The 24,371-nt window shown below is 61.2% G+C and carries 24 protein-coding genes; 17 read left to right on the top strand and 7 right to left on the bottom strand.

Translation table 11 applies throughout. The features are described from left to right. Positions 1-7: 7 nt before the first annotated feature. Positions 8-1,030, bottom strand: a complete 1,023-nt coding sequence (locus LNV09_RS16625) for a GGDEF domain-containing protein (protein WP_263558192.1) — start codon at positions 1,028-1,030, stop codon at positions 8-10. 354 nt (positions 1,031-1,384) lie between these two features. Here LNV09_RS16625 and LNV09_RS16620 point away from each other — a divergent pair, with 354 nt between their 5' ends. The 5 genes from LNV09_RS16620 to LNV09_RS16600 all read left to right on the top strand — a co-directional run bounded on the left by LNV09_RS16620 (position 1,385) and on the right by LNV09_RS16600 (position 6,171). After that, on the top strand, positions 1,385-2,605 hold the full coding sequence (locus LNV09_RS16620) for a BaiN/RdsA family NAD(P)/FAD-dependent oxidoreductase (protein WP_263558191.1): 1,221 nt from the start codon (positions 1,385-1,387) through the stop codon (positions 2,603-2,605). 174 nt (positions 2,606-2,779) lie between these two features. After that, positions 2,780-2,992 (top strand): 30S ribosomal protein S21, encoded by a 213-nt coding sequence (rpsU, locus tag LNV09_RS16615; RefSeq protein ID WP_105262375.1) that lies wholly within the window; start codon positions 2,780-2,782, stop codon positions 2,990-2,992. A gap of 213 nt (positions 2,993-3,205) precedes the next feature. Further along, positions 3,206-3,652 carry a GatB/YqeY domain-containing protein gene (locus LNV09_RS16610; RefSeq protein ID WP_263558190.1) on the top strand — a complete coding sequence of 149 codons (447 nt, stop codon included), beginning with the start codon at positions 3,206-3,208 and terminating at the stop codon, positions 3,650-3,652. 179 nt (positions 3,653-3,831) lie between these two features. Then, positions 3,832-4,425 carry a TRAP transporter small permease subunit gene (locus LNV09_RS16605; protein WP_263558189.1) on the top strand — a complete coding sequence of 198 codons (594 nt, stop codon included), beginning with the start codon at positions 3,832-3,834 and terminating at the stop codon, positions 4,423-4,425. 12 nt (positions 4,426-4,437) lie between these two features. Continuing rightward, the gene (locus tag LNV09_RS16600; RefSeq protein WP_263558188.1) at positions 4,438-6,171 is read left to right on the top strand and encodes a TRAP transporter large permease; all 1,734 of its coding nucleotides are present in this window, start codon (positions 4,438-4,440) and stop codon (positions 6,169-6,171) included. A 133-nt stretch (positions 6,172-6,304) separates the two neighbouring features. Here LNV09_RS16600 and LNV09_RS16595 read toward each other — a convergent pair whose 3' ends face one another. Beyond that, the gene (locus LNV09_RS16595; protein ID WP_263558187.1) at positions 6,305-7,387 is read right to left on the bottom strand and encodes a TRAP transporter substrate-binding protein; all 1,083 of its coding nucleotides are present in this window, start codon (positions 7,385-7,387) and stop codon (positions 6,305-6,307) included. Between the two features lie 156 nt (positions 7,388-7,543). Beyond that, positions 7,544-8,959: a metalloprotease PmbA gene (pmbA, locus tag LNV09_RS16590; protein WP_263558186.1), complete on the bottom strand. Its 1,416-nt coding sequence runs from the start codon at positions 8,957-8,959 to the stop codon at positions 7,544-7,546. A gap of 230 nt (positions 8,960-9,189) precedes the next feature. On the opposite strand from pmbA, the gene yjgA reads away from it, so the two are divergent. Together yjgA and mog are read left to right on the top strand one after the other, a co-directional pair. After that, positions 9,190-9,771, top strand: a complete 582-nt coding sequence (gene yjgA, locus LNV09_RS16585; RefSeq protein WP_263558185.1) for a ribosome biogenesis factor YjgA — start codon at positions 9,190-9,192, stop codon at positions 9,769-9,771. Next, positions 9,764-10,381 (top strand): molybdopterin adenylyltransferase, encoded by a 618-nt coding sequence (mog, locus tag LNV09_RS16580; RefSeq protein ID WP_263558184.1) that lies wholly within the window; start codon positions 9,764-9,766, stop codon positions 10,379-10,381. The genes yjgA and mog overlap by 8 nt, the downstream gene beginning before the upstream one ends. A gap of 10 nt (positions 10,382-10,391) precedes the next feature. On the opposite strand, the gene cysE is transcribed toward mog, so the two are convergent. Beyond that, entirely contained in the window at positions 10,392-11,171 is a 780-nt protein-coding gene (cysE, locus tag LNV09_RS16575) for a serine O-acetyltransferase (RefSeq protein WP_263558183.1), read from the bottom strand. Between the two features lie 69 nt (positions 11,172-11,240). Then, complete coding sequence (locus LNV09_RS16570) at positions 11,241-11,987, bottom strand: RNA methyltransferase (protein ID WP_263558182.1); 747 nt, start codon at positions 11,985-11,987, stop codon at positions 11,241-11,243. A gap of 157 nt (positions 11,988-12,144) precedes the next feature. Here LNV09_RS16570 and LNV09_RS16565 point away from each other — a divergent pair, with 157 nt between their 5' ends. The 10 genes from LNV09_RS16565 (at position 12,145) to LNV09_RS16520 (ending at position 22,663) form a co-directional block, all read left to right on the top strand. Next, the gene (locus LNV09_RS16565; RefSeq protein ID WP_263558181.1) at positions 12,145-13,095 is read left to right on the top strand and encodes an inositol monophosphatase family protein; all 951 of its coding nucleotides are present in this window, start codon (positions 12,145-12,147) and stop codon (positions 13,093-13,095) included. Positions 13,096-13,165: 70 nt separating this feature from the next. Then, positions 13,166-15,772: a DNA mismatch repair protein MutS gene (gene mutS, locus LNV09_RS16560; protein WP_411969304.1), complete on the top strand. Its 2,607-nt coding sequence runs from the start codon at positions 13,166-13,168 to the stop codon at positions 15,770-15,772. 4 nt (positions 15,773-15,776) lie between these two features. Beyond that, positions 15,777-16,613 carry an alpha/beta hydrolase gene (locus LNV09_RS16555; RefSeq protein WP_263558179.1) on the top strand — a complete coding sequence of 279 codons (837 nt, stop codon included), beginning with the start codon at positions 15,777-15,779 and terminating at the stop codon, positions 16,611-16,613. Positions 16,614-16,667: 54 nt separating this feature from the next. Next, on the top strand, positions 16,668-18,311 hold the full coding sequence (gene pyrG, locus LNV09_RS16550; protein ID WP_263558178.1) for a CTP synthase: 1,644 nt from the start codon (positions 16,668-16,670) through the stop codon (positions 18,309-18,311). Positions 18,312-18,324: 13 nt separating this feature from the next. Continuing rightward, entirely contained in the window at positions 18,325-19,182 is an 858-nt protein-coding gene (gene kdsA, locus LNV09_RS16545) for a 3-deoxy-8-phosphooctulonate synthase (RefSeq protein WP_263558177.1), read from the top strand. 31 nt (positions 19,183-19,213) lie between these two features. Next, positions 19,214-19,504 (top strand): DUF1330 domain-containing protein, encoded by a 291-nt coding sequence (locus LNV09_RS16540; RefSeq protein WP_263558176.1) that lies wholly within the window; start codon positions 19,214-19,216, stop codon positions 19,502-19,504. A gap of 102 nt (positions 19,505-19,606) precedes the next feature. After that, positions 19,607-20,890 carry a phosphopyruvate hydratase gene (eno, locus tag LNV09_RS16535; protein ID WP_263558175.1) on the top strand — a complete coding sequence of 428 codons (1,284 nt, stop codon included), beginning with the start codon at positions 19,607-19,609 and terminating at the stop codon, positions 20,888-20,890. A 141-nt stretch (positions 20,891-21,031) separates the two neighbouring features. Next, on the top strand, positions 21,032-21,301 hold the full coding sequence (locus LNV09_RS16530; RefSeq protein ID WP_263558174.1) for a septum formation initiator family protein: 270 nt from the start codon (positions 21,032-21,034) through the stop codon (positions 21,299-21,301). Positions 21,302-21,321: 20 nt separating this feature from the next. Next, positions 21,322-21,963: a nicotinamide riboside transporter PnuC gene (gene pnuC / locus LNV09_RS16525; RefSeq protein ID WP_263558173.1), complete on the top strand. Its 642-nt coding sequence runs from the start codon at positions 21,322-21,324 to the stop codon at positions 21,961-21,963. 28 nt (positions 21,964-21,991) lie between these two features. Next, complete coding sequence (locus LNV09_RS16520) at positions 21,992-22,663, top strand: AAA family ATPase (RefSeq protein ID WP_263558172.1); 672 nt, start codon at positions 21,992-21,994, stop codon at positions 22,661-22,663. Here the strand turns inward: LNV09_RS16520 and LNV09_RS16515 are convergent. Then, complete coding sequence (locus LNV09_RS16515; RefSeq protein WP_263558171.1) at positions 22,652-23,716, bottom strand: 6-phosphofructokinase; 1,065 nt, start codon at positions 23,714-23,716, stop codon at positions 22,652-22,654. The two genes, LNV09_RS16520 and LNV09_RS16515, sit on opposite strands and share 12 nt — an antisense overlap. 22 nt (positions 23,717-23,738) lie before the next feature. Continuing rightward, positions 23,739-24,353 carry a LysE family transporter gene (locus LNV09_RS16510; RefSeq protein WP_263558170.1) on the bottom strand — a complete coding sequence of 205 codons (615 nt, stop codon included), beginning with the start codon at positions 24,351-24,353 and terminating at the stop codon, positions 23,739-23,741. Positions 24,354-24,371: the final 18 nt, after the last annotated feature.

Raw genomic sequence — 24,371 nt, 5'->3', positions numbered from 1 at the left:
TTCCGCGCTAGCTGGCGAAGGGGATAGCAGCCAGCACCACCTGATTGCCGCCGCGGCGCTGCGCCTCTTGGACGGCCGCTTCGCTGGCCGCCAGCAATTCTTCTTGCTTGGACGCCGTATGCGGAAAGCTGCACACGCCCATCGAGATCGACAAACCCATGTCCACCCCATTGAGCACGACGATTTGCGCCGTGCACTGCCGGCGCAACTGCTCCATCCGCGCATGCGCCGTGGCCAGGCCCACACCCGACAGCAGCACCGCAAAACGATCTTCAGCGATGCGGCAGGCGGCATCCATCGAGCGGGTATTGGTGCGCAACATGCGCCCCATACCTTCCAGCAAGCGCTGATTGGCCTCGTCCCCCATGGACCGAGCCGCTTCTGGCACGGGATCCAAAGCGATGATGACCAAGGCGAACTCCCGATGTTCACGGGTCGAAAGGTCGATTTCACGCAGCAGCTGATCGTCAAACTGCGCGCGCAGGTAGAGCCCTGACAAATCGTCGCGCCCACTGCCTTGCTGCAGTTCACGGCGGATCTGCTCGATGGTCTTTTGCTGCAACTCGATCTGTTGCAAGGCTCGCTGCAAATGGGTCTCACGGTGGCGCTCTTCGGTGCGCTCCCGCCATACCGACAAAAGATGCTCGGCACCCAGGGGAGCCCGGGTCACAGTGAACTCTCGCCTGCGCCCCGCCAACTCCAAGCGGTGCTCACTGACGACCATGGTGCGCTGAGCCATCACCGACTGCTCGACCCGACGCATGCCGACGACTTCATCCGAGCGCATCAATTCATGATCGGTGCAGCCAGTAACAGCCCCTTTACCAAATACATGATTCAAACCTTGACTGGCGAAAACATAACGCCCATTCGTCAGTGACTTGACCGCCACAAAGGAATCAAGCGGCTCGATCAAGCTCAGCAGAACCCCCCCCAGCTCCGGCAACAAGGCCGCCTGGCCGCTCAGCCAATGCGCAAAACTGCCCGTTTTGGGCAGTGCATCGTCACCAGGATCGGAAGAAGTGTCCATGAACTCTCAGTCAAACTAAAACCAGTGGCAACCAATATTCTTGAGTCGACCAACCGTTTGGAAATGTAGGGGGCAGAGATACGCATCGACAAGGGGGTGGTCAGAAAAATCCTGCCCGTCCCCCTAGGTTGGCTGCCGAGTCGATACTAACCAAAACTGTTCAATAACTGTGCAATCTATGCCGTACAGAGTTGCGATTATCTATTCCAAATGCGCAGACTTCAGCCATCAGCATCATGTTTAGCTTGTGCACGGCCCGCTGAATAGCCCAGCCGGGATGCATCAAGCCCAGCTCCTGCAGGACAATCGCGCCCATGGCGCCATTTGTGCGCCTCAGATTGAGCCTCAGTGAATATGCAAAGTTTTGACTTGGTCGTGATCGGCGCCGGTGCCGCTGGACTTTTTTGCGCCGGCATGGCCGGTCAGCGCGGCCAGCGCGTGCTTGTGATTGACCATTCCGAGCGCCTGGCGGAGAAGATTCGCATCTCAGGCGGGGGACGCTGCAACTTCACCAACCGGGATGTCGGCCCGAGCAATTTCCTCTCGGAGAACCCCGCTTTTTGCCGCTCCGCTCTGGCCCGCTACAGCAGCCAGGACTTCATCGCGCTGGTCCAAAAACATGGCATCGGCTTTCACGAAAAGCACAAAGGGCAGCTGTTTTGCGATCACTCCAGCGAGCAAATCATTCAGATGCTGGTGGCCGAATGCGAGGTCGGCGGCGTGCAACGCTGGCAACCCTGCACGGTCATCGACGTGCAAACGCCGGGCGAGGGCACTGGCTTCATGCTCGAAACATCAAGCGGCCAGGTCGCAGCGAAGGCCGTCGTCGTGGCGACGGGCGGGCTTTCCATTCCCAAGATTGGCGCCTCCGATTGGGGCTTGCGATTGGCCAAGCGCCTGGGCCACAACATCATCGAACCACGCGCTGCCTTGGTACCTTTGACCTTTGACGCCGACACTTGGGGGCCTTTTTCTACGCTCTCGGGCCTATCACTGCCGGTCGTGGTCAGCACCGGCAAAGGCAAGGCGCGCGGCCGCTTCCTCGAGGACCTGCTGTTCACGCACCGAGGTTTGAGCGGTCCGGCGATTTTGCAGATCTCAAGTTTCTGGACCGAAGGCGAAAGCCTGCAGATCGACCTGGCACCGGATGCGGATCTGGCGAACAAACTGCAGGCGGCCAAGAGCGATTCGCGCCGCCAACTCGGCAATGAGTTGGCGAGCTTGTTCCCGCAACGATTGGCGCAGGCCTGGCTGGAGCGCCTAGGCCTGAGCGGCAGCCGCACCATGCCGGAGTGCAAGGACCGCGACTTGCAAAACCTCGCCGGCCAGTTGCAAGCTTGGCAACTGACGCCCAATGGCAGCGAAGGCTGGCGAAAGGCCGAGGTGATGCGGGGAGGCGTCGACACCCGCGAGCTGAGTTCGCAAAATATGCAGAGCAAACGCATTCCAGGCCTGTATTTCATCGGCGAAGTTGTTGACGTGACAGGCTGGCTGGGTGGCTACAACTTTCAATGGGCCTGGGCCAGCGGAGCGGCTTGCGCAAGATCATTGGGCGAGAATATTTCCACGGATTGAAAATCAGGCTACAATCGCTGTCTTTGCTGGCAAACCCTGCGCGTCGATTCGCAACTTATTTGAAGCGGATTCCGGATAAGCCGTTTCAGGCACTGATTTCAACACTGCGAACAAACGCAGTTTGAATGAAGTGAGTGACGAATACCGAGCGCATATTGAAGGAACTACCTTTTCATGACCACGATTCGCGTGAAAGAGAACGAGCCATTTGACGTGGCTCTGCGCCGTTTTAAGCGCACTATTGAAAAACTCGGCTTGCTGACTGACCTCCGCGCCCGCGAGTTTTACGAGAAGCCAACGGCTGAGCGTAAGCGCAAGAAGGCTGCGGCCGTCAAGCGCAACTACAAGCGCATTCGCAGCATGCAGCTGCCCAAGAAGCTGTTCTGATCGTCTTTTAGAGACCAGATGCTTCGCGCGGGCTTCAATGCCCCGTAACAGTTAAACCAAAATTTGGCTGCTACGAAAAAAGCGCACAGGAAAAAGCCCGTACAGGACGCTGTAGCGGGCTTTTTCTTTTGACGGACTGATTTTCGTTTCGCGCAACAATCAGCCCCGACCTTTCTCTTTGAAACTCTCGCCCCGCCAAAGCAAGGACTTGCCATGAGCCTGAAAGACCGCATTACCGAAGACATGAAGGCCGCGATGCGCGCCAAAGAAGCCGACAAGCTGACCACCATCCGAGGCTTGCTGGCGGCCATCAAACAAAAGGAAGTCGATGAACGCATCGTCGTTGATGATGTTGCCACGATCGCCATCGTCGACAAGCTCATCAAACAGCGCAAGGACTCGATCACGCAGTTCACCGCCGGCGGACGGCAAGATTTGGCCGACAAAGAAGCCATTGAGCTGAAGGTGCTGGAAGTCTATTTGCCACAACGCATGGACGCTGCAGAAGTCAAGGCAGCGGTTGAGGCCATCGTTGCTGAGCTCGGCGCCAAGACTGCCGCCGACATGGGCCGCGTGATGGCCGCAGTCAAGGCCCAGTTGAGTGGCAAGGCTGACATGGCCTTGGTCTCGATGGCCGTCAAACAAGCCTTGTCCACCTGAGTTCAGCGAACTGCTGTCTGATTTTGGGCAGCACGCCCCCCCCCGGGATAACTCTCCTAGGACTTGCCCTAGGAGAGATGATTGTTCAGCAGCAATTCAAGCCTGTTCTCATACATTGCGTCAGGCGCCGGCCTACGCTGGCGCAGCGTCGTATTTGTCATAGATAACAGGAGACCCAGGTGCACGCCCTTCTTAAAATTTCCGGGCTAATTGACGGCATCAGCCGCTTCATCGGTCGCTGGGTCATTTGGTTGATTCTCGGCTCGACCTTGATCAGTGCGGTCAACGCCATCGTCCGCAAGGCCTTCAACTACAGCTCCAACGCTTTTTTGGAAATGCAGTGGTACTTGTTCGCAGCCTCCTTCTTGCTGGCGGCCGGCTACACCTTGCTGAACAACGAACATGTGCGCATCGACGTGGTGGTCGGGCGCTTCTCCAAGCGCGTGCAGACTTGGATAGACGTGTTTGGTTTCGTCGCATTCTTGATGCCGGTGTGCGTGACCATCCTCTATCTTGGCACCCCTTTCTTCTTGCAAGCTTTGCGCTCCGGAGAAGTCTCCTCAAACGCAGGCGGCCTGATACTTTGGCCCGTTTATGCCCTGATCCCACTTGGTTTTGGCTTATTGCTGCTGCAAGGTTTCAGCGAATTGATCAAGCGGCTGGCATTTCTACAGGGCCTGATCGACGACCCGACCAAAAAGCCAGTGGCCAAGACGGCCGAAGAAGAGTTGGCCGAAGCGATTCGCTTGGCTGCAGAACAAAAGAAGATCTAAGGGAGCCCGGGAATGGAATTTTTTGCCCAAAATTTGGCCCCCTTGATGTTCGCAGGGCTGATCATCTTCTTGCTGATGGGTTTTCCGGTCGCGTTCAGCCTGGGCGCTTGCGGCCTGTTCTTCGGCTTTATCGGCATTGAGCTCAATGTCTTGCCGGCCTCGCTGATGCAGGCCTTGCCGCTGCGTATCTTCGGCATCATGAAGAATGACACGCTGCTGGCCATCCCCTTCTTCACCTTGATGGGTTTGATACTTGAGCGCTCCGGCATGGCCGAGGATTTGCTCGACACCATCGGGCAGCTGTTCGGCCCGATCCGCGGTGGCCTGGCTTTTGCAGTGATTTTTGTCGGCGCCTTGCTGGCCGCCACCACCGGCGTGGTCGCGGCCTCAGTGATCTCGATGGGTCTGATCTCGCTGCCCATCATGCTGCGCTATGGCTATGACAGGCGCATTGCCTCGGGCGTGATCGCAGCCTCGGGCACCCTGGCGCAAATCATTCCGCCGTCCCTGGTGCTGATCATCTTGGCCGACCAGTTGGGCAAGAGTGTCGGCGATATGTACAAGGGCGCCTTCTTGCCGGGCTTCATCCTGACGGGCCTGTACACCGCCTTCATCATCGGTGTGGCGATTTTCCGTCCCAAGTGGGTGCCGGCCTTGCCGCTCGAAGCGCGCGCCATCCGCGAAAGCAATGGCAAGTCGGGCCTGCGCTCGCTCGGCCTGCTGACTTTTGTTTCGGTCGCCATCGCCGTCTATTTCGGCCAGCACTACGCCGACATCACCAGTTACTTCAAGGGCGAAGTCGTCGCCAGCATGCCGACCGATGAGACCATCGTCGTGGCGATGTCGGTCGGCGTCGGCGTGGCCTTCCTGGCCTCGGTGGTGAACAAGCTGCTGGGCCTGAAGCTGCTGTCCAAGATGGCCGAGCGCGTGACCTTTGTGTTGATCCCGCCGCTGGGCCTGATTTTCCTGGTCCTGGGCACGATCTTCTTAGGGATCGCCACCCCGACCGAAGGCGGGGCAATGGGCGCCTTGGGTGCTTTCTTGATGGCCGCCGCGCGCGGGCGCATCACCTACAAGTTGATGACTCAGGCGCTGACCTCGACCACCAAACTGTCCTGCTTTGTGGTCTTCATCCTGGTCGGCTCGACCATCTTCAGCCTGTCCTTCCAAGGTGTGGACGGGCCGAAATGGGTGGAGCATTTGCTGACCGCGCTGCCCGGCGGGCAGATCGGCTTCCTGATTTTCGTCAATCTGTTGATCTTCGTGCTGGCCTTCTTCCTCGACTTCTTCGAGTTGTCCTTCATCGTCGTGCCCTTGCTGGCACCGGTGGCCGAGAAGCTGGGCATCAATCTGATCTGGTTCGGTGTGCTCTTGGGCGTCAATATGCAAACCTCCTTCATGCATCCACCGTTTGGCTTCGCGCTGTTCTATCTGCGCAGCGTGGCACCGTTGACGGAGTACATCGACAAGCTCACCGGCAAGAAGATCGCCCCCGTCACGACCGGGCAAATCTACTGGGGTGCTGTGCCCTTTGTGCTGATCCAGATCGTCATGGTGGCTCTGATCATTGCCTTCCCGAATCTGGTCTCAGGCGGCCTGGGCAAAGTGGCCGAAGTAGACTCCAGCAATGTCGTGATCGAAGCGCAACCGCAGTCGGACAAGGCCGATACCACGGAAATGGACGGCAACGCCGTCTTTGGCCCGGCCGACCCGCCGGCCTCGGCGGCAGATAGCAGCAACAAATAAAGCACGCTTCTGACGGCTTCAAACAAAGGCCACCGCGATCGCGGTGGCCTTTTTTCTTGCCCGACCGCAATCTTCACGGGTGTAAAAAAACCCACCGGCAAAACCGACGGGGTCGCATGCGGGACGCGCTAACTCAGAGCTTTTGCGCTTGCATAAAGTCATCAAAACCGGCTTCCGCAAAACGGAACCATCGGTTTTGATCGGCACGGAAGGCCGAGTAGTCTTCGTAGACCTTCTTCCAGTGCGGATTCTTGGCCGACAGCTCGCTGTAGATCGCCATGGACTCCTTGAAGGCGGCGTCCATCACGTCCTTAGGGAAGCGGAACAGTTTAGTGCCGCCCTGCACCAGTTGACGCAGTGCCGGTGGGTTGCGCGCATCGTACTTGGCCTGCATATCGTTGTGCGCGACGGCTGCGGCGGACTCGACAATCGCTTTGTACTCGGGCGTCAGCGCCTCGAAAGACTTGGTGTTGATGAAGAAGTCCAGCTGTGGGCCGCCCTCCCACCAGCCTGGGTAGTAGTAGTTGGGCGCTACTTTATTGAAACCCAGCTTCTGATCGTCATATGGGCCGACCCATTCGGCCGCATCAATGGTGCCTTTTTCCAGCGCTTGGTAAATCTCGCCGCCCGGAATGTTCTGCGGCACGCCGCCCATGCGCTCCAGGACGCGGCCGGCGAAACCGCCGATACGCATCTTCAGGCCCTTGATGTCGGCCACGCTCTTGACCTCCTTGCGATACCAGCCGCCCATTTGCGCGCCGGTATTGCCGCCGAGGAAGTTGATGATGTTGTACTGCTTGTAGAACTCACGCATCAGCTTCAAGCCGTTGCCTTCGAGCATCCAGGCGGTCATCTGCCGGCTGTTGAGGCCAAATGGAATTGCGCAGCCAATCGCGAAGGTTTCGTCCTTGCCGTGGAAGTAGTAAGGCGCCGTGTGGGCCATTTCCACCGTGCCTTCTTTGACGGCATCCACCACGCCGAACGCCGGCATCAACTCGCCACCAGCGTGGGTAGAGATTTGGAACTTGCCGCCGGTCATTTCGCCGACCTTCTTGGCGAAGACTTCGGCCGCACCAAAGATGGTGTCCAAGGACTTCGGAAAACTCGAAGCCAGGCGCCAGCGGATATTGGCCTGGGCATGCACGACAGCCGGCGCGACGCCGGCGGCAAACACACCGGCCAGACCCGCTTGCCGAACAAAGTTTCTACGCTCCATCTTTTCACTCCTGGTATTTAGGACTGCATAAATTGCAGCCCGATTCTAGGAGAGCACAAAAGCGGCGCTGCCGGGGGCAAACCCGTGCACAAGACGCCTCGTTTTGGACCGCAGGAATTGAGTCAACCGAAGCAGAGCCGCCGCTTAAACCAAGCCTTAGCTGCCCGCCAATTTCATCTTTGAAATCAACACCGAGCCAATCGTCTTGCCGCCCATGGTGTAGCGGTCGCAACCGATGCCGATGATGTTCTGGAACATCTCGGTCAGATTGCCGGCGATGGTGACCTCATGCACGGGATAGGCGATTTCGCCGTCCTCGACCCAATAGCCACTGGCGCCGCGCGAGTAATCGCCGTTGACGTAGTTGACGCCCTGCCCCATCAGCTCGGTCACAAACAGGCCGCGACCCAGACGCTTGAGCATGGTCGTGAGATTGTCGCCGGACGCCGTCAGGCGGCTGCTCATCTGCAAATTGTGCGAGCCGCCGGCATGACCGGTGGTGCGCATCCCCAGCTTGCGGGCCGAGTAGGTGGAGAGGAAATAACCTTGCAACACACCGGCCTCCACCACGCTACGCGCCTTGGTCATGACGCCCTCATCATCGAAGGGCGAGCTGCCCTTGCCCTTGAGCTCGTGCGGGTTCTCGTTGATGTCAATATGCGAGGCCAAGACACTCTTGCCCAAGCTATCGAGAAGGAAGCTGGCACGACGATACAAGGCACCACCACTGGTGGCCTGCACGACCGCACCCAACAGACCGGCAGCGACCGTGCTTTCAAACAAAACCGGCACCTCGGCCGTAGCCACCCGGCGCGACTTCAGCCGCGACAAAGCACGCTCGGCGGCGTAGCGGCCGATGCTTTCGGGCGTGGCCAGATCGGCCGCGCTGCGCATCGAGCTGTACCAGGCGTCGCGCTGCATCTGCGCGCCCCGGCCGGCAATCGGCGCGACCGAAATCGAGTGCCGCGAGCTGGCATAGCCCCCGCGAAAGCCGCGACTATTGCCCATGAAGAAATGCGATTGCTGGGCCGACACCGCGGCGCCCTCGCTGTTTGCTATGCGCTTGTCGGTGGCGAAGGCCGCGGCCTCGCAGCGCAGCGCCATCTCGGCCGCCGCTTGCGCGTCAATCGCCCAGGGGTGAAACAGATCAAGCTCGGGCCGTGCCGACGCGTCGAGCGACAAATCTTCGGCGTCCGGCAGGCCGGCGACCGGGTCTTCCGCTGTGAAGCGGGCAATATCAAAGGCCGCGCGCACGGTGTCTTGCAAGGCCTTGCGTGAGAAGTCCGAGGTACTGGCATTGCCACGGCGCTGGCCCACATAGACCGAGATGCCGAGCGACTTGTCGCGGTTGCGCTCGACATTTTCGATCTCACCCATGCGGGTCGAGACCGACAGGCCGCAGCCTTCGGACACCTCGGCGCCGGCGTCAGAGGCACCCAATTGCTTGGCCTCGGCCAGCACATCCTCGATCAACTGCTGGAACTGCTCCACCCGGTAAGCAAAGCCGCTGACGGACTCATGCGTGCCGTGCGATGCGGTAGGAGGCGAGGATGACTTTGCGAGCTTTGACATGGATGGGAGTGCCGAATTGGGTCAGGTAATTGAGGGCTGAACGAGGAGCAGCCGGCCTTGGTGCTGCGGGCAGACGGGTGGCCTGCCTGCGAATATTGCTAGAACTAAGGGACAATCATACGAGCCGCGCACGCAAGCTGCCCGCCAAACACGCTATCCACTGCGCTGCAAGCTGCCGAAACTTTTCGACTCAGCCCAGAACACCCGCCGAACTTTGCCCAAGAACCGCCATGCGAACACAAGAAGAAAACACGACCGAAGATGACGACTTTGACGGCCCCAGCAAGAGCCAGCTCAAGCGCGAAATGACCGAGCTGCAAAAGCTGGGCAAAGAACTGATGACGCTACCCGCCAGCCGGATCGCCCCCTTGAACCTGCCGGAAATCTTGGCCGACGCGCTCAAGGACGCCAAGAAGATCACCGCCCACGAGGGCCTGCGCCGGCAGATGCAATACATCGGCAAGTTGATGCGCCGGGTCGACCCCGAGCCGCTGCGGCAGGCGGTGGCCGACTTCAAGCTCGGCTTCGCCAAGGACAGCCTGGCCTTGCATCAGAGTGAGCGTTGGCGCGAGCGCCTGCTGGCCGAGGACGCAGCGCTGCAAGACTTCATTCAAGAGCATGCCGGCATCGATGTGCAGCAACTGCGCAGCTTGGTACGCGCCGCCCGCAAGGACGCCGCGCTTGCGCCCGAGCAGCGCTCGGGCCGGGCTTACCGCGATTTGTTCCAGTTCATCAAAACCGAAGAACTGCGTATCGCGCCCAAGACAGACATGGCCGAAGCCGCCGACGAAGATGAGGACGCCGATGAGTGAGCCCGTCGAGCCCGCAAAGCAAGTAGAGCCGGTCCGCATCGGCATCGTCTCCATCAGCGACCGCGCCTCGACCGGCGTGTACGAAGACAAAGGCCTGCCGGCCCTGCAGGCTTGGCTGAGCAGCGCGCTGCACAACCCGCTCGAGTTCGAAGCGCGCCTGATCCCCGATGAGCGGCCCGTGATCGCGCAAACGCTGCGCGATCTGGTTGACACGGCTCAGTGCGATTTGATCTTGACCACCGGCGGCACCGGCCCGGCACTGCGCGACGTGACGCCCGAGGCGACGCTGGATGTGGCCGACAAGGAAATGCCCGGTTTCGGTGAGCAGATGCGGCAAATCTCGCTGCGCTTTGTGCCCACTGCCATCTTGTCGCGCCAGGTTGCGGTGATCCGGGGCAAGGCCTTGATCATCAATCTGCCCGGTCAGCCCAAGGCGATTGCCGAAACCTTGGCCGGCTTGAAAGATGCTGAGGGCAAGCAAATCGTCGACGGCATTTTTGCCGCCGTGCCCTATTGCATTGACTTGATCGGCGGGCCGTATTTGGAGACACGCGACGAGATCGTGCGCGCTTTCCGCCCGAAGTCGGCGCAGCGCCCGGCCCGCGCCTAAGCCTATTCGGCTACTTGACCAAACGACTCAAACCGGCGGCATCAAAGGCCTCGTCCTGCTGCGCGTCTTGCGGCACGCAGTCACCAACCTTGGAGTTGGTTGCCGCCGACAGCTTGCACACCGCCTGCCAGAGCAAGGCAATTTGGTGGTCATGGCCGGCCGCGTTGTCGATCAAACCGCGCATCGCCTGCGCCACCGGGTCATCACCCAGGCTGACGCCGTAGGCCGAGAAGCGCTCCGGCACTGCTGGCTTGGCTTCGCTTTTGACATCGATCTTGGCCTCGATGATGCGCGCCGGGTTGCCCACGGCGGTCGCACCCGCCGGCACCGGCTTGGTCACCACCGCACCTGAGCCAATACGCGCGCCAGCGCCGACCGTGAAGCCACCCAGCACGCAGGCATTTGCGCCGACGATGACGCCGGCCTCCAGCGTCGGGTGGCGCTTGGCGCCTTTGACCAGGGCGGTGCCGCCCAGGGTCACGCCCTGATAAATCGTGCAGCCCTCGCCGATTTCGGCCATCTCGCCGATCACGATGCCCATGCCATGGTCGATGAAGACCTTGCGCGAAATCTGCGCGCCGGGGTGGATCTCAATCCCGGTGAAAAAGCGCGTCAGATGCGAGATGAAGCGGCCCAGCCACTTGAAGCCATGCTGCCAGCACCAATGCGCGCGCCGGTGCAAGACCAGGGCATGCAAGCCCGGATAGCAGGTGAGCACCTCGAAGGCTGAGCGAGCGGCGGGGTCGCGCTCAAGAATGCAGGCAATGTCTTCGCGCAGGCGTTGGAACATGGGGGGGTGGGGGCTTGGGTGAAAAAGCAAGAAAGAGCTAGACGCGGTCGGCCAGTTTAGCGGCGCGCTTCAATCTTCGCTTTCGGGCCTGGACTTGGACCGGACTGGCTCCACCATCGCCCGCGCGATGCCGCGAAAAATATGCACCTCATCCAAACTCAACTGGACGCGGTTGAACAGCTGAGTGAGTCTGGGCATCAGCTTCCTCGGCACCAGCGGGTCCAAGTAGCCGATCGTCTCCAACGAGGCTTGCAGATGGTCCAGCATGCCCTTCACCGCCTGGACATCGGCCAATTTGGGGTCGGGCGTGCGCGCCGTCACCGCAAAACCACCGAGCGCCTGGCGCCAGTCATAGGCCAACAACTGCACCGCCTGGGCCAGATTCAGCGAGCCGTAGTCGGGATGGGTCGGGATCGACAGCACCGCGTGGCAGCGGTAGACGTCCTCGTTACTCATGCCGAAACGCTCGCAGCCGAACACCAGGCCGAGCTTATGAACTTGAGCCTCGGGGGCCGTCAGCTCGGCAAACAGCGAGCGCGGCTCGCGCAGCGGTGGGCCGAAGTCGCGCGGGATCATCGCTGTCGCGCAGGCAAAAGTGACGCCGTCCAGCGCTTCTTCCAGCGTGTCGACGATGCGCGCACTCTCCAGAATGTCGTTGGCGCTGCTGGCCAAGGAGATGGCGGCCTGCTGGGTCAGCACATCGGCGTAACGCGGCCGCACCAGCACCAACTCGGAGAAACCCATCACCTTCATGGCGCGTGCGGCGGAGCCAACATTGCCGGGGTGGCTGGTTTGAATCAGGACAAATCGTGTCATATCAACGGGCTGGGCTCAGGTCGGACCGAGCAGGCATTTGGAGGAAATGCCCAGGCTCGGCTAAAATGCGGGATTATCCTTAGTCCGGACCAAATCACCGGCTGGGGCGCCGCTCTTTTTTTCCGCCAGTCCACCTCACAAAGTCAAGGTTCTACGCATGACGCAGCAGTCTTCCCTCCATCCCATGCTCAACGTCGCCATCAAGGCGGCGCGCTCGGCCGGTGCCATCATCAACCGCGCCTCCATGGACCTCGACATCCTGAAGATCAACACGAAGGCGCCCAATGACTTCGTGACCGAGGTGGACCAAGCTGCTGAAAACATCATCATCGAGACCCTGCTCGGCGCTTACCCCGACCACGGCATCCTGGCCGAAGAGTCGGGCCGCGAGCATGGCAACAAGACCTCCGAGTTCGTCTGGATCATCGACCCGCTCGACGGCACCACCAACTTCATCCACGGCCTGCCCATGTACTGCGTGTCGATCGCCTTGGCGCATCGCGGCGTGATTCAGCAGGCCGTCGTCTACGACCCGACCCGCAACGATCTCTTCTACGCCACCAAGGGTCGCGGCGCCTTCATGAATGACCGCCGCCTGCGCGTGTCCAAACGCACCCGCATGAGCGACGCGCTGATCGGTACCGGCTTCCCCTTCCGCCGTGGCGACAACTTCAAACGCTATATGAAGATGTTCGAAGAGGTGATGGTCGAATGCGCCGGCCTGCGCCGCCCGGGTGCTGCGGCCCTGGACCTCTGCTATGTCGCAGCCGGCTATTACGACGCCTTCTTCGAGACCGGCCTGCAGCCCTGGGATGTGGCGGCCGGCTCCTTGATCATCACCGAGGCCGGTGGTCTGGTCGGCAACTTCACCGGCGAGTCCGACTATCTGCACCAGCGTGAAGTGGTCGCAGGCAGCCCGAAGATTTACGGCCAATTGGTCACCATCCTGGCGCCATACACCCGCGTGATCAAAGCCGAGGAAGAAGTGGAAGCCAGCGCTGAAGCCGGCGACTCCTCGAGCCCCGTGGCTGTACTGGCCGCCGCTGCCGAGCCCAAAAAGCGCGCCAGCGTGCGCATCCGCAAGTCGGACGACGCTCAAGCCGACTAAACTTCGACTCAAGCATGGTCACCTCAAAGCCCTCAGCCGAGGGCTTTTTCAATTGCTGCAGCCAAAGTCGATGAGCCAAGTTCAGGATTTTTCCGCCCCTCTCTCCGCACACACGCCCGTGATGGCGCAATACCTCCGCATCAAGGCCGAGCACCCGGACGAGCTGGTGTTCTTCCGCATGGGCGACTTCTACGAGGTCTTCTTTGACGATGCCCGCAAAGCCAATGCGCTGCTGGACATCACGCTGACCGCACGCGGCCAGAGCGCCGGCCAGCCGGTAGTGATGGCGGGCATTCCGGTCAATGCATTGGAGAGTTATCTGGCCAAGCTGATCAAGCTGGGCGAGGCGGTGGCGATTGCCGAGCAGGTCGGCGATGTGGCGACCAGCAAAGGTCCGGTCGAGCGCAAGGTCGTGCGCGTCGTCACGCCGGGAACTGTCACCGACAGCGAGCTGCTGGCCGACAAGCAGGATTCCGTCTTGCTGGCCGTGGTGGCGCAGGGCAAGACCTTCGGCCTGGCCTGGCTGTCGATGACGCAGGGGCAATTGGGCCTGGCGGAATGCACGGACAAAGAGCTGCCCTCCTGGCTCGCACGCTTAAGCCCCGCCGAGGTGCTGGTGGACCGCGAGAAGCAGCCTGCCGCCGTCTTGGCTGCCCATGTGCCCATCACCAACCGGCCGAGCTGGCAGTTCGATACCGCCTTGGGCGCACGCAAGCTCTGTGAGCAACTGGCGGTCGCCAGCCTGGCCGGCTTCAATGCGCAGCAGCTGAGCGCCGCGCAAGCGGCTGCCGCTGCCTTGCTCAGTTATGCCGAACACACGCAGGGCCGCGCGCTGGCCCATGTGAAGAGCTTGAGCGTGCAGCGCAGCGGCGACTTGTTGGACCTGCCGCCCGCCACCCAGCGCAATCTGGAGCTCACCGTCACCTTGCGCGGCGAGACGTCACCCACCCTGCTCTCGCTGCTGGACAGCTGCCGAACCGGCATGGGCAGCCGCGCGCTGCGCCACTGGTTGCTGCACCCCAGGCGCGAGCGGGCCGAGGCACTGGCGCGCCACGGCGCGATCGATGCCTTGCTGCAAGGCTCGCCCGAGCCCTTGCGCGAAGCGCTGCGCCAGGTCTCCGACGTGGAGCGCATCGCCGCGCGCATCGCCTTGCGCCAGGTGCGCCCGCGCGAGCTGACCGGCCTGCGCGCGACCTTGCAGGTCTTGCCCGAGCTGCAGCGTTTGGTGCCTGCCGGTAGCACCTTGTTGGACGAACTGGCCACCGGCCTCTTGGCCTCACCGCATATCGAGGAGTTGCTGAGCCGCGCGATCGCAGAAGAACCTGCCGTGCTGGTGCGCGACGGCGGCGTGATTGCCGACGGCTTCGACGCCGAACTGGATGAGCTGCGCGCCATTCAGGGCAATTGCGATGCTTTCTTGATCGATATGGAAACACGCGAACGCGCACGCACCGGCATCCCCAATCTGCGCGTGCAGTTCAACCGCGTGCATGGTTTTTTCATCGAGGTCACGCAGGGCCAGGTCGACAAGGTGCCGCTGGACTACCAGCGCAGGCAGACGCTGAAGAATGCCGAGCGCTACATCACGCCGGAGCTGAAGGCCTTCGAGGACAAAGCCTTGTCGGCGCAGGAGCGCGCGCTTTCGCGCGAAAAGCTCTTGTTCGAAATGGTGTTGGATCAGTTGAACGACGAGTTGCAGCCGCTGACTCGCCTGGGCCGTGCGCTGGCCAGCCTGGACGCGCTGGCCGCCCTGGCCGAGCGGGCGGCAACGCTGCGCTGGTGCCGCCCCGAATTCGTCAACCAGCCGGCGATCGACATCACGGCCGGGCGCCATCCGGTCGTCGAGTCGCGCCTGCGCGAGACGGGGGCCGGCGAGTTCATGGCCAATGATTGCCGGCTCGACGCGCGTACGCGCATGCTGATGATTACCGGCCCGAATATGGGCGGTAAGAGTACTTTCATGCGCCAGGTTGCCTTGATCAGCCTGCTGGCCGCGATCGGCTCCTTCGTGCCGGCCGACGCCTGCCGGCTCGGGCCCATGGACGCGATCCACACCCGTATCGGCGCGGCCGACGATTTGGCTAACGCCCAGTCCACCTTCATGCTGGAGATGACCGAGGGTGCCGCAATTTTGCACAGTGCCACCGATCAATCCCTCGTCTTGATGGACGAAATCGGGCGCGGGACATCGACCTTTGACGGCCTCGCATTGGCTGGCGCGATCGCCAGCCATTTGCACGACAAGAGCCGGGCCTTCACCTTGTTTGCGACCCACTATTTCGAGCTGACCGAGTTCCCGGCCAAGCACCGCGAGGCGATCAACTGCCATGTCGGCGCGGTCGAGAGCGGTGACTCCATCGTCTTTTTGCACGAGATCCAGCCGGGGCCGGCCAGCCGCAGCTACGGCGTGCAAGTGGCCCGTCTGGCCGGCATGCCGGCCAGCCTGGTGCGCCAAGCGCGCGCGACCCTGGAGGCGCTGGAAGCCAAGGCCGACGAAGGCCGTGCGCAGATCGACCTGTTCGCGCCGCCACCGGCCGCGACTATGGCCACCGCCGTCACCGAAGCGACAAGCGCTTTGCATTTGGCAATGGATGATGTCGACCCCGACACCTTGAGCCCGCGCGAAGCACTGGCCCTGGTCTATCAATTGAAGAGCCTGAGTGAAGCAGCCCCTTGAATCCATGAGCAAGACCATCGTCTTCTCGCATGCCAACGGCTTTGGCGCCGGCTGCTATCGCCTGCTGTTCGAGGCCTGGCGTAGCGCCGGCTGGAGCGTCCACGCGTTACCCATCATTGGCCACGACCCCGCCTACCCCGTCACCAATAACTGGCCGCATCTGCGTTCCCAGCTGATTCATTTCATCGAGGACGAAGTACAGCCGCAAATGGCAAGCCCGGGCCCGGTGGTGCTGATCGGCCATTCGCTGGGCGGGCTATTGAGCTTGCTGGTCAGCAGCCGGCGGCCCGACTTGGTGCAAGCCTTGATCTTGCTGGATGCCCCGCTGGTGGCCGGCTGGCGAGCCCGCAGCTTGCAACTGGTCAAAGCAACGCGGCTGATTTCGCGGGTCTCGCCGGGCCGAGTCTCCAGCCAGCGCCGGCACGAGTGGCCCGACAAGCACGCGGTACACAAGCACTTTGCTGCAAAAGACAAGTTCGCCCGCTGGGACCCCCGCGTTTTACGAGACTATGTCGAGAGCGGCTTCGAGGACAGCAGCGACGGCAAAACCAGGCTGCGCTTCAGCCGCGAGCAGGAGACGCGCATCTACAACACCCTGCCCCATCATCTGGGCCGTTTGATTGAACGCTATCCACCGCATTGCCCGGTCGCCTTTGTGGCCGGCACGGAGTCTGAGGAACTTCGCATGGCAGGCTCGGCCGCATCCAAGGCCTTGGCCAAAAATCACTTCGCTTGGATTGAAGGCTCACACCTCTTCCCCTTCGAGCGGCCGGACGCCACCGCCGCCCTGGTGCTGCAAATGCTGAAAGCGATGCCGGTACTGGCAAGCCCAGCCACCTGACCCCTCTATAATCGCGTTTTACCACCACAGCGTTTTTGAAAGACGCTGCACGACATGACCAAATACGTCTACGTCACGGGCGGTGTGGTGTCCTCACTCGGCAAGGGCATCGCATCGGCTTCACTGGCTGCCATCCTCGAATCTCGCGGCCTCAAGGTCACCCTGATCAAGCTCGATCCCTACATCAACGTGGATCCGGGCACGATGTCCCCGTTCCAACATGGTGAGGTGTTCGTCACCGAAGACGGTGCCGAAACCGATCTGGATCTGGGCCACTACGAGCGCTTCATCACCACCCGCATGAAGAAGGCCAACAACTTCACCACCGGGCAAATTTATATGTCGGTGCTGGAGAAGGAACGCCGCGGCGACTACCTCGGCAAGACCGTGCAGGTGATCCCGCACATCACCAACGAGATCCAGGATTTCGTGCGCCGCGGTGCCGGCGTGGGCACTGCCGATGCGGTCGATGTGGCGATCGTCGAAATCGGCGGCACCGTCGGTGACATCGAGTCGCTGCCCTTCCTAGAAGCCGCGCGGCAAATGAGCTTGAAGGCCGGCCCAAACAATGTCGCCTTCGTGCACCTGTCCTATGTGCCTTGGATTGCCGCCGCCGGCGAGCTCAAGACCAAACCGACGCAACACACGGTGCAGAAGATGCGCGAAATCGGCATCCAGCCCGACGCTTTGCTGTGCCGCGCCGACCGTCGCATTCCGGATGACGAGCGCGAGAAAATTTCGCTCTTCACCAATGTGCCCGAATACGGCGTGATCTCGATGTGGGACGTGGACACCATCTACAAGGTGCCGCGTATGTTGCATGAGCAGGGTCTGGATCAGCTGATCTGCACCAAGCTGCAACTCAACACCAAATCGGCCGACTTGCGCCGTTGGGACACCCTGGTGCACGAGGTGCTGAACCCGGCCAAGGACGTGCGCGTTGCCATGTGCGGCAAGTACACCGACCTCAGCGATTCCTACAAGTCGCTGAACGAGGCGCTGCGCCATGCCGGCATCCACAACCATGCCCGCGTGAACATTGAGTATGTGGATTCGGAGTTGCTGACAGCAGCCAATATCGACCAGCTGGCGCAGTACGACGCTATTCTGGTACCCGGTGGCTTCGGCAAGCGCGGCGTGGAGGGCAAGATTTTGGCCGCCCAATATGCTCGTGAACACAAGCGCCCTTACCTGGGCATCTGCCTGGGCATGCAGGTCGCCACGATCGAGTACGCGCGCCATATGGCGGGCCTGGCCGGTGCCAACTCGACCGAGTTCGACCCCGAGACGCCGCATCCGGTGATCGCCTTGATCGATGAATGGCAGGACGCCGACGGCAGCATACAAAAGCGCGATGAAAAGTCCAATCTGGGTGGCACCATGCGTCTGGGTGCGCAGAGCTCGGATGTCGCCCCCGGCACCTTGGCTTTTGACATCTACGGCCCGGTGGTCACCGAACGTCATCGTCATCGCTATGAGGCGAACGAACATTACCTCGACAAGCTGCGTGAGGCGGGTCTTGTCATTTCGGCCATCACCCAGCGCGAGAAGCTGACCGAGATGGTCGAATTGCCGCGTGCGGTTCACCCTTGGTATGTGGGCGTGCAGTTCCACCCCGAGTTCAAGTCAACGCCGTGGGACGGCCACCCGCTGTTCACCGCCTTCATCAAGGCTGCCTTGGACCATAAATTAGCTTGAAGGAATCTAGACCATGAAGCTTTGCGGTTTTGAGGTCGGCATCGACCGTCCTTTCTTTTTGATTGCAGGCACCTGTTCGATCGAGGGGCTGGAAATGTCCATCGAGGTAGCCGGTCGGCTCAAAGAAGCCTGCGCGGGCTTAAGCATTCCACTGATCTACAAGGGCTCCTTCGACAAGGCCAATCGCTCGTCAGGCTCAACCAAGCGCGGTGTCGGCATGGACGCCGGGCTGAAGATCCTGGACGAGGTGCGCAAGCAACTGCAGCTGCCCATCATCACCGATGTGCATGAGGAGTCGCAGGTGAATGAGGTGGCCAGCGTCGTCGATGTGCTGCAAACGCCGGCCTTCCTGTGTCGCCAAACCGACTTCATCCGGGCAGTAGCCAAATCAGGCAAACCGGTCAACATCAAGAAGGGCCAGTTCCTGGCACCTTGGGACATGAAGAACGTTATCGACAAAGCCCGCGACGCTGCGCGCGAGGCCGGCCTGTCCGAGGACCGCTTCCTGGCCTGCGAGCGTGGCGTTAGCTTTGGCTACAACAACTTGCTTGCGGATATGTGCAGCTTGGCTGAAATGCGCAAGACCGGCGCACCAGTTGTGTTCGACGTCACCCACTCGGTGCAAAAGCCCGGCGGCCAGGGCACCAGCAGCGGCGGCGCTCGCGAGATGGTCCCTGTGCTGGCCCGGGCCGGCGTTGGCGCAGGCGTGGCCGGGCTCTTCATGGAAACTCATCCACGCCCGAATGAGGCTTGGTCCGATGGCCCCAATGCCGTGCCGCTCAAGCATATGCGCGCACTGCTGGAGCAGCTGGTCGCGATCGACCGCGTCGTCAAATCAAAACCTTTGCTCGAGGATGACTTCAGCTTCTGATAGCGCTGAATCAGCCACGCTCCTAACGCCCATGCCCCACGCCTACATCATCGTCAACTCCACGATCAGCAACCCCGAGCAATATACGGCTTACCGCCAGATCGCCAGCAAGGCGATCGAAGCCTACGGCGCCGAAGTGTGCATCCGTGGCGGTGAGATCGAAGTGCTGGAGGGTGATTGGACGCCGGACCGCGTGGTGCTCTTGAAGTTCCCTTCGACGCAAAGAGCGCGCGAGTTCTACAACTCGCCCGAGTACAGCCTCGCGCGCCAAGCTCGCGAGGGTGCGGCCGTGATGCGCATGGTGCTGGTAGAAGGCATCTGATGTAGCAGGCCCCCGGCTTCGATCTTGTTCAGCGCTGGTAACTACTAGCTGGCAAGATGCGGTCGAGACCAATTGTTTGTTTAAACCTTTCGGAGATTTTGAATGAGTGCCATTGTTGACATCGTCGGGCGTGAAATCTTGGACAGCCGCGGCAACCCTACCGTCGAATGCGATGTGTTGCTGGAGTCGGGCGTGATGGGCCGCGCCGCTGTGCCGTCCGGCGCATCGACCGGTTCACGCGAAGCGATCGAGCTGCGTGATGGCGACAAGAGCCGCTACCTTGGCAAGGGCGTGCTGAAGGCTGTTGAGCACATCAACGGTGAAATCTCCGAAGCCGTCTTGGGTCTGGACGCATCCGAGCAAGCCTTTCTGGACCGCACGCTGATCGACCTCGACGGCACCGATAACAAGGGCCGCCTGGGCGCCAATGCGATGCTGGCCGTGTCCATGGCCGTCGCTCGCGCTGCGGCCGAAGAGTCGGGCCTGCCGCTGTATCGCTACTTCGGCGGCATGGGTGCGTGCCAATTGCCGGTGCCGATGATGAACGTGATCAACGGCGGCGCGCATGCCAACAACAGCTTGGATCTGCAAGAGCTGATGATCATCCCGGTGGGCGCACCGAGCTTCCGTGAAGCCGTTCGCTGGGGCGCCGAGGTGTTCCACGCGCTGAAGAAGATCCTGCATGACAAGGGCATCAGCACGGCAGTGGGCGACGAAGGCGGTTTTGCGCCAAGCGTTGAAAACCACGAAGCCGCGATTCAAATGATTCTGGAAGCCATCGACAAGGCCGGCTACACGGCCGGCGAGCAAATCGCCATCGGCCTGGACTGCGCCGCCAGCGAGTTCTACAAGGACGGCAAGTACGAGTTGGGCGCCGAAGGCCTGAGCCTGAGCGCTCAAGAGTGGACCGACATGTTGTCCACTTGGGTCGACAAGTACCCGATCATTTCGATCGAAGACGGCATGGCTGAAGGCGACTGGGACGGCTGGAAGCTGTTGACCGACCGCCTGGGCAAGACCGTACAAATTGTCGGTGACGACTTGTTCGTGACCAACACCAAGATTTTGCAAGAAGGCATCGACAAAGGCATTGCCAACTCGATCCTGATCAAGATCAACCAGATCGGCACCTTGACCGAGACCTTCGCCGCGATCGAAATGGCCAAGCGCGCCGGCTACACCGCGGTGATCTCGCACCGTTCGGGCGAAACCGAAGACTCAACCATTGCCGACATCGCCGTGGGCACCAATGCCGGCCAGATCAAGACCGGTTCCTTGAGCCGCTCGGACCGTATGGCCAAGTACAACCAGTTGCTGCGCATCGAAGAAGACCTGGGTGATATCGCTTACTACCCTGGTCGCGCCGCGTTCTACAACCTGCGCTAAAGGCTGAGAACTTTTTACTGCGCGACCGCCATACGTCGGTGGCCTAGCCCAACGGTCACTCGCTTCACCGCGAAGTTTCAGCAAAGCTAAAAGTTCTCAGTCACAGGCACGCCGAGCTTGCTGCTCGGCTAAACTGCCGCCGTGAAAGTCATCAGCATCATCCTCGTCGCCTTTTTGCTGGCCATCCAAGCCCAACTCTGGTTGGGCAAGGGTGGCCTGCCGCGCGGCGTGCATCTGCGCGCGGTGCTCACACAGACTCAAGCCGAGAATGAACAAGCGCGGGTTCGCAACGCGCAACTCGAGGCCGAGTTGCGCGACCTGCGCGAAGGCCTGGAAATGGTCGAGGAAAAGGCCCGCTTCGAGCTGGGCATGATCAAGCCCGACGAAATCTTCGTCCAAGTCCGCCGCTGAGCGCTGGACTGCTGAACGCCATGGACGCGCTGTTACAGCCGCTGCAAGCCCTGCTCTTGCCGGCTTTTGAGCTGCTCGGCAGCCCCATCACCTGGATCGAGATCATCGCCTTTGCCCTGGCAGTCTGGATGGTGCTCTGCAATATGCGCGTGCATATGCTGGCCTGGCCCTTGGCCATCATCAGCTCGCTGCTCTACTTTGTCTTGTTCTGGAGCGGCAAGCTCTACGGCGAAGCTTCGCTGCAACTGCTGTTCGCAGCCCTTGCGCTATGGGGCTGGTGGCAGTGGCTGCGCGGCAAGGGCGAGGACGGCAAAGCGTTACGCGTGCGGCGCTTAAGCCCGCAGGGGCTGGCCGTCGCCGTGCTTGCCACGCTGCTGGCTTGGCCGGCACTGGGCTTTTTCCTGCAACATCAAACCGATTCGCAAGTGCCGTTCTGGGATGCATTCCCGACCGTGGCCAGCCTCTTGGGCCAATGGTTGTTGGCACGCAAGTACCAGGAAAACTGGAGTGTCTGGGTACTGGTCAATGTGGTCAGCGTGGCGCTGTTTGCCTACAAGGGCTACTGGCTGACGGTGCTGCTGTATGCCGTCTTCATCCCGATGTCGGTGGCCGGCTGGCGGGCCTGGGCGCAGCGGCTGCCACCTCGGGCAGCCGCCGCTTGATGAGCGCAGGCGATCCAACGTGACAGCCATGCTGATCGCCATCGTCGGCGCCGAGAGCACGGGCAAGTCGGCGTTAGCGCAAGACCTGACCCTTAGCCTGGCCGAAGCCACCGGCCTTCGCTGCGTCACCGTTCCAGAGCGTTTGCGCAGTTGGTGCGAAGCGGCAGGTCGCACCCCTCGCGCCGACGAGCAGCACAGCATCGCCGGCGAGCATATGGCCAATATCGACGCCGCCACCGCGCTCAACGACATCGTCGTTTGCGACACCACGGCCTTGATGACCGCCGTCTACAGCCAATATCTTTTTCAAGACGACAGCTTGATGGCGGCGGCCCAGGCCTTTCACCGGCGCTGCGCGCTGACCTTGTTGACCGCCTTGGATCTGCCCTGGGTAGCCGATGGCATTCAGCGCGACGGCCCACAGGTCCGAGCACCCATCGACGGATTGATTCGGCGTGCACTCCTGAGCGCTGGCCTAAGTTGGTCCGTTGTCGCGGGCCTTGAGCAGGCTCGGGTGGATGCGGCCTTGAACGTGATCACGCCACTCTTGAAAACCAAACCAAGTCCCAAGCGCGGCTTGTTCAGCCGACTCAGCAACAGGCAGGACGCCCTGCCCGAATGGCGCTGGGCCTGTGATAACTGCGATGTACCCGAATGCGAGCATCTGGTGCTGCAAAGTGCGCCAAAGCTACTGGCCTAAAGACAAGCCCAGGCCCTGCGCGGCCAGCAGCAAGGGGTGATCCAGCGGCACCAAGCGATTACGCCCGGCCACCTCGGCCAAGGCTACATCGCGCATCTCAGAGCCTTGCAAAACAATCATGCGGCCGAAGCTTGCCTGTTTGACCAGTTGAGCTGCGGCCCAGCCGAATTGCGTCGCCAGAATGCGATCGAACGCGGTCGGCGATCCCCCGCGCTGCACATGACCCAGCAAGGTTGAGCGTACCTCGCTGCTCAACAAACCCTGCAACTGATGGGCCAATACGGCACCGACTCCGCCCAGTCGAACCGGGTCGGGGCTGTCGGCCAAGGTTTGGCTAACGACCATACCTGCGTCTCGCGGATGCGCCCCTTCGGCGATGCATATGAGGGTGTGGCCGGCGCCCGCTTGCTCGCGCCGGCGGCACACATCTGCCACCGCCGCCACGCTATAAGGCAGCTCAGGAATCAGAATGACATCGGCCGCGCCGGCAATGCCGCCTTGCAATGCGATCCAGCCGGCATAACGTCCCATCGTCTCGGCAATCATCACCCGGCCATGGCTGCGCGCGGTGGTCTCCAGCCGGTCCAGCGCTTCGGCCACGATGCTGACCGCACTGTCGAAGCCGAAGCTGCGGTCTGTCAGGCATAAATCGTTGTCTATGGTCTTGGGCACGCCGACAATGGGCAGGCCCATGCGGCTGAGCTTGTTGGCGATGGCCATCGAACCATCGCCGCCGATCACGACCAAGGCGTCCAGGTTCAACTCCTGCACATACTCCATCAAATCGGTGGATACATCGGCCCCTCCCGCAGCGAAATAATGGAACGGATCACAGCGATTGTGGGTACCCAAAATGGTGCCGCCTTGCGCCAAGATGCCACCGACGGCCGCCTCGTCCAGCGCAAGCACCTGCCGATCCAGAAGTCCCAAAAAACCGCGGCGGATGCCTGTCACCCGGGCGCCGCATTGATTGATCAGCGCCAGCGTCACAGCGCGGATCACCGCGTTCAGGCCGGGGCAGTCGCCGCCACCTGTCAAGATACCAATATGCACGGGCCTGGCCTTTTCGATCCGCCTATTTGCTCAACACCAACCTGGCCCCGAAACCGAGCAGAAACAAGCCCGCCACCCGGTTCAACCAAACACCGACGGCCGGCTTGGCGCGCATGCGCTCGGCCAAATGGTGGGTCAACAAGACCATCACCAATCCATAGGCAAAGGTCAGCACCGCAATCGTCAACGCCATCGCGGCAAAGGTCAGCAAACCTTGATGCCGAGTCGGGCTGACAAACAAGGGGAAAAAGGCCATGTAAAAGATGATGGCCTTGGGGTTGAGCAAGGTGATCAAGACCGTCTGCTTGAAATAGTCGCGTGGCCGAATATTGAGCAGCGGCGCCGCGCCCGGCTTGGCCAGCATCATCTTCGCGCCCAGGTAGGCCAGATAGGCCGCGCCCGACCATTGCACCACCTGAAAGGCACTTGGGTAAGCCGTTAACAAGGCGGCCACACCCGCAACCGCCAGCCACATCAAAATTTGATCACCGGCGATCACGCCCAGGGTGGCCGCCATACCGCCACGCATGCCGCCCTTGCCGGTCGAGGTGATCAAGGCCAGATTGCCGGGCCCGGGAATCATCAAAAACACGATGATGGCCAAAGCAAACGCCGGGTAATCGGTAATTCCGAACATGCCGCACTCCAAGAATTA

Origin of the sequence: Paucibacter sp. B2R-40, from assembly GCF_025717555.1 — a bacterium.
Classification (GTDB): domain Bacteria; phylum Pseudomonadota; class Gammaproteobacteria; order Burkholderiales; family Burkholderiaceae_C; genus Paucibacter_A.
The sequence above is the reverse complement of the archived record's forward strand: the minus strand, read 5'-3'. Positions and strand labels throughout refer to the sequence as shown.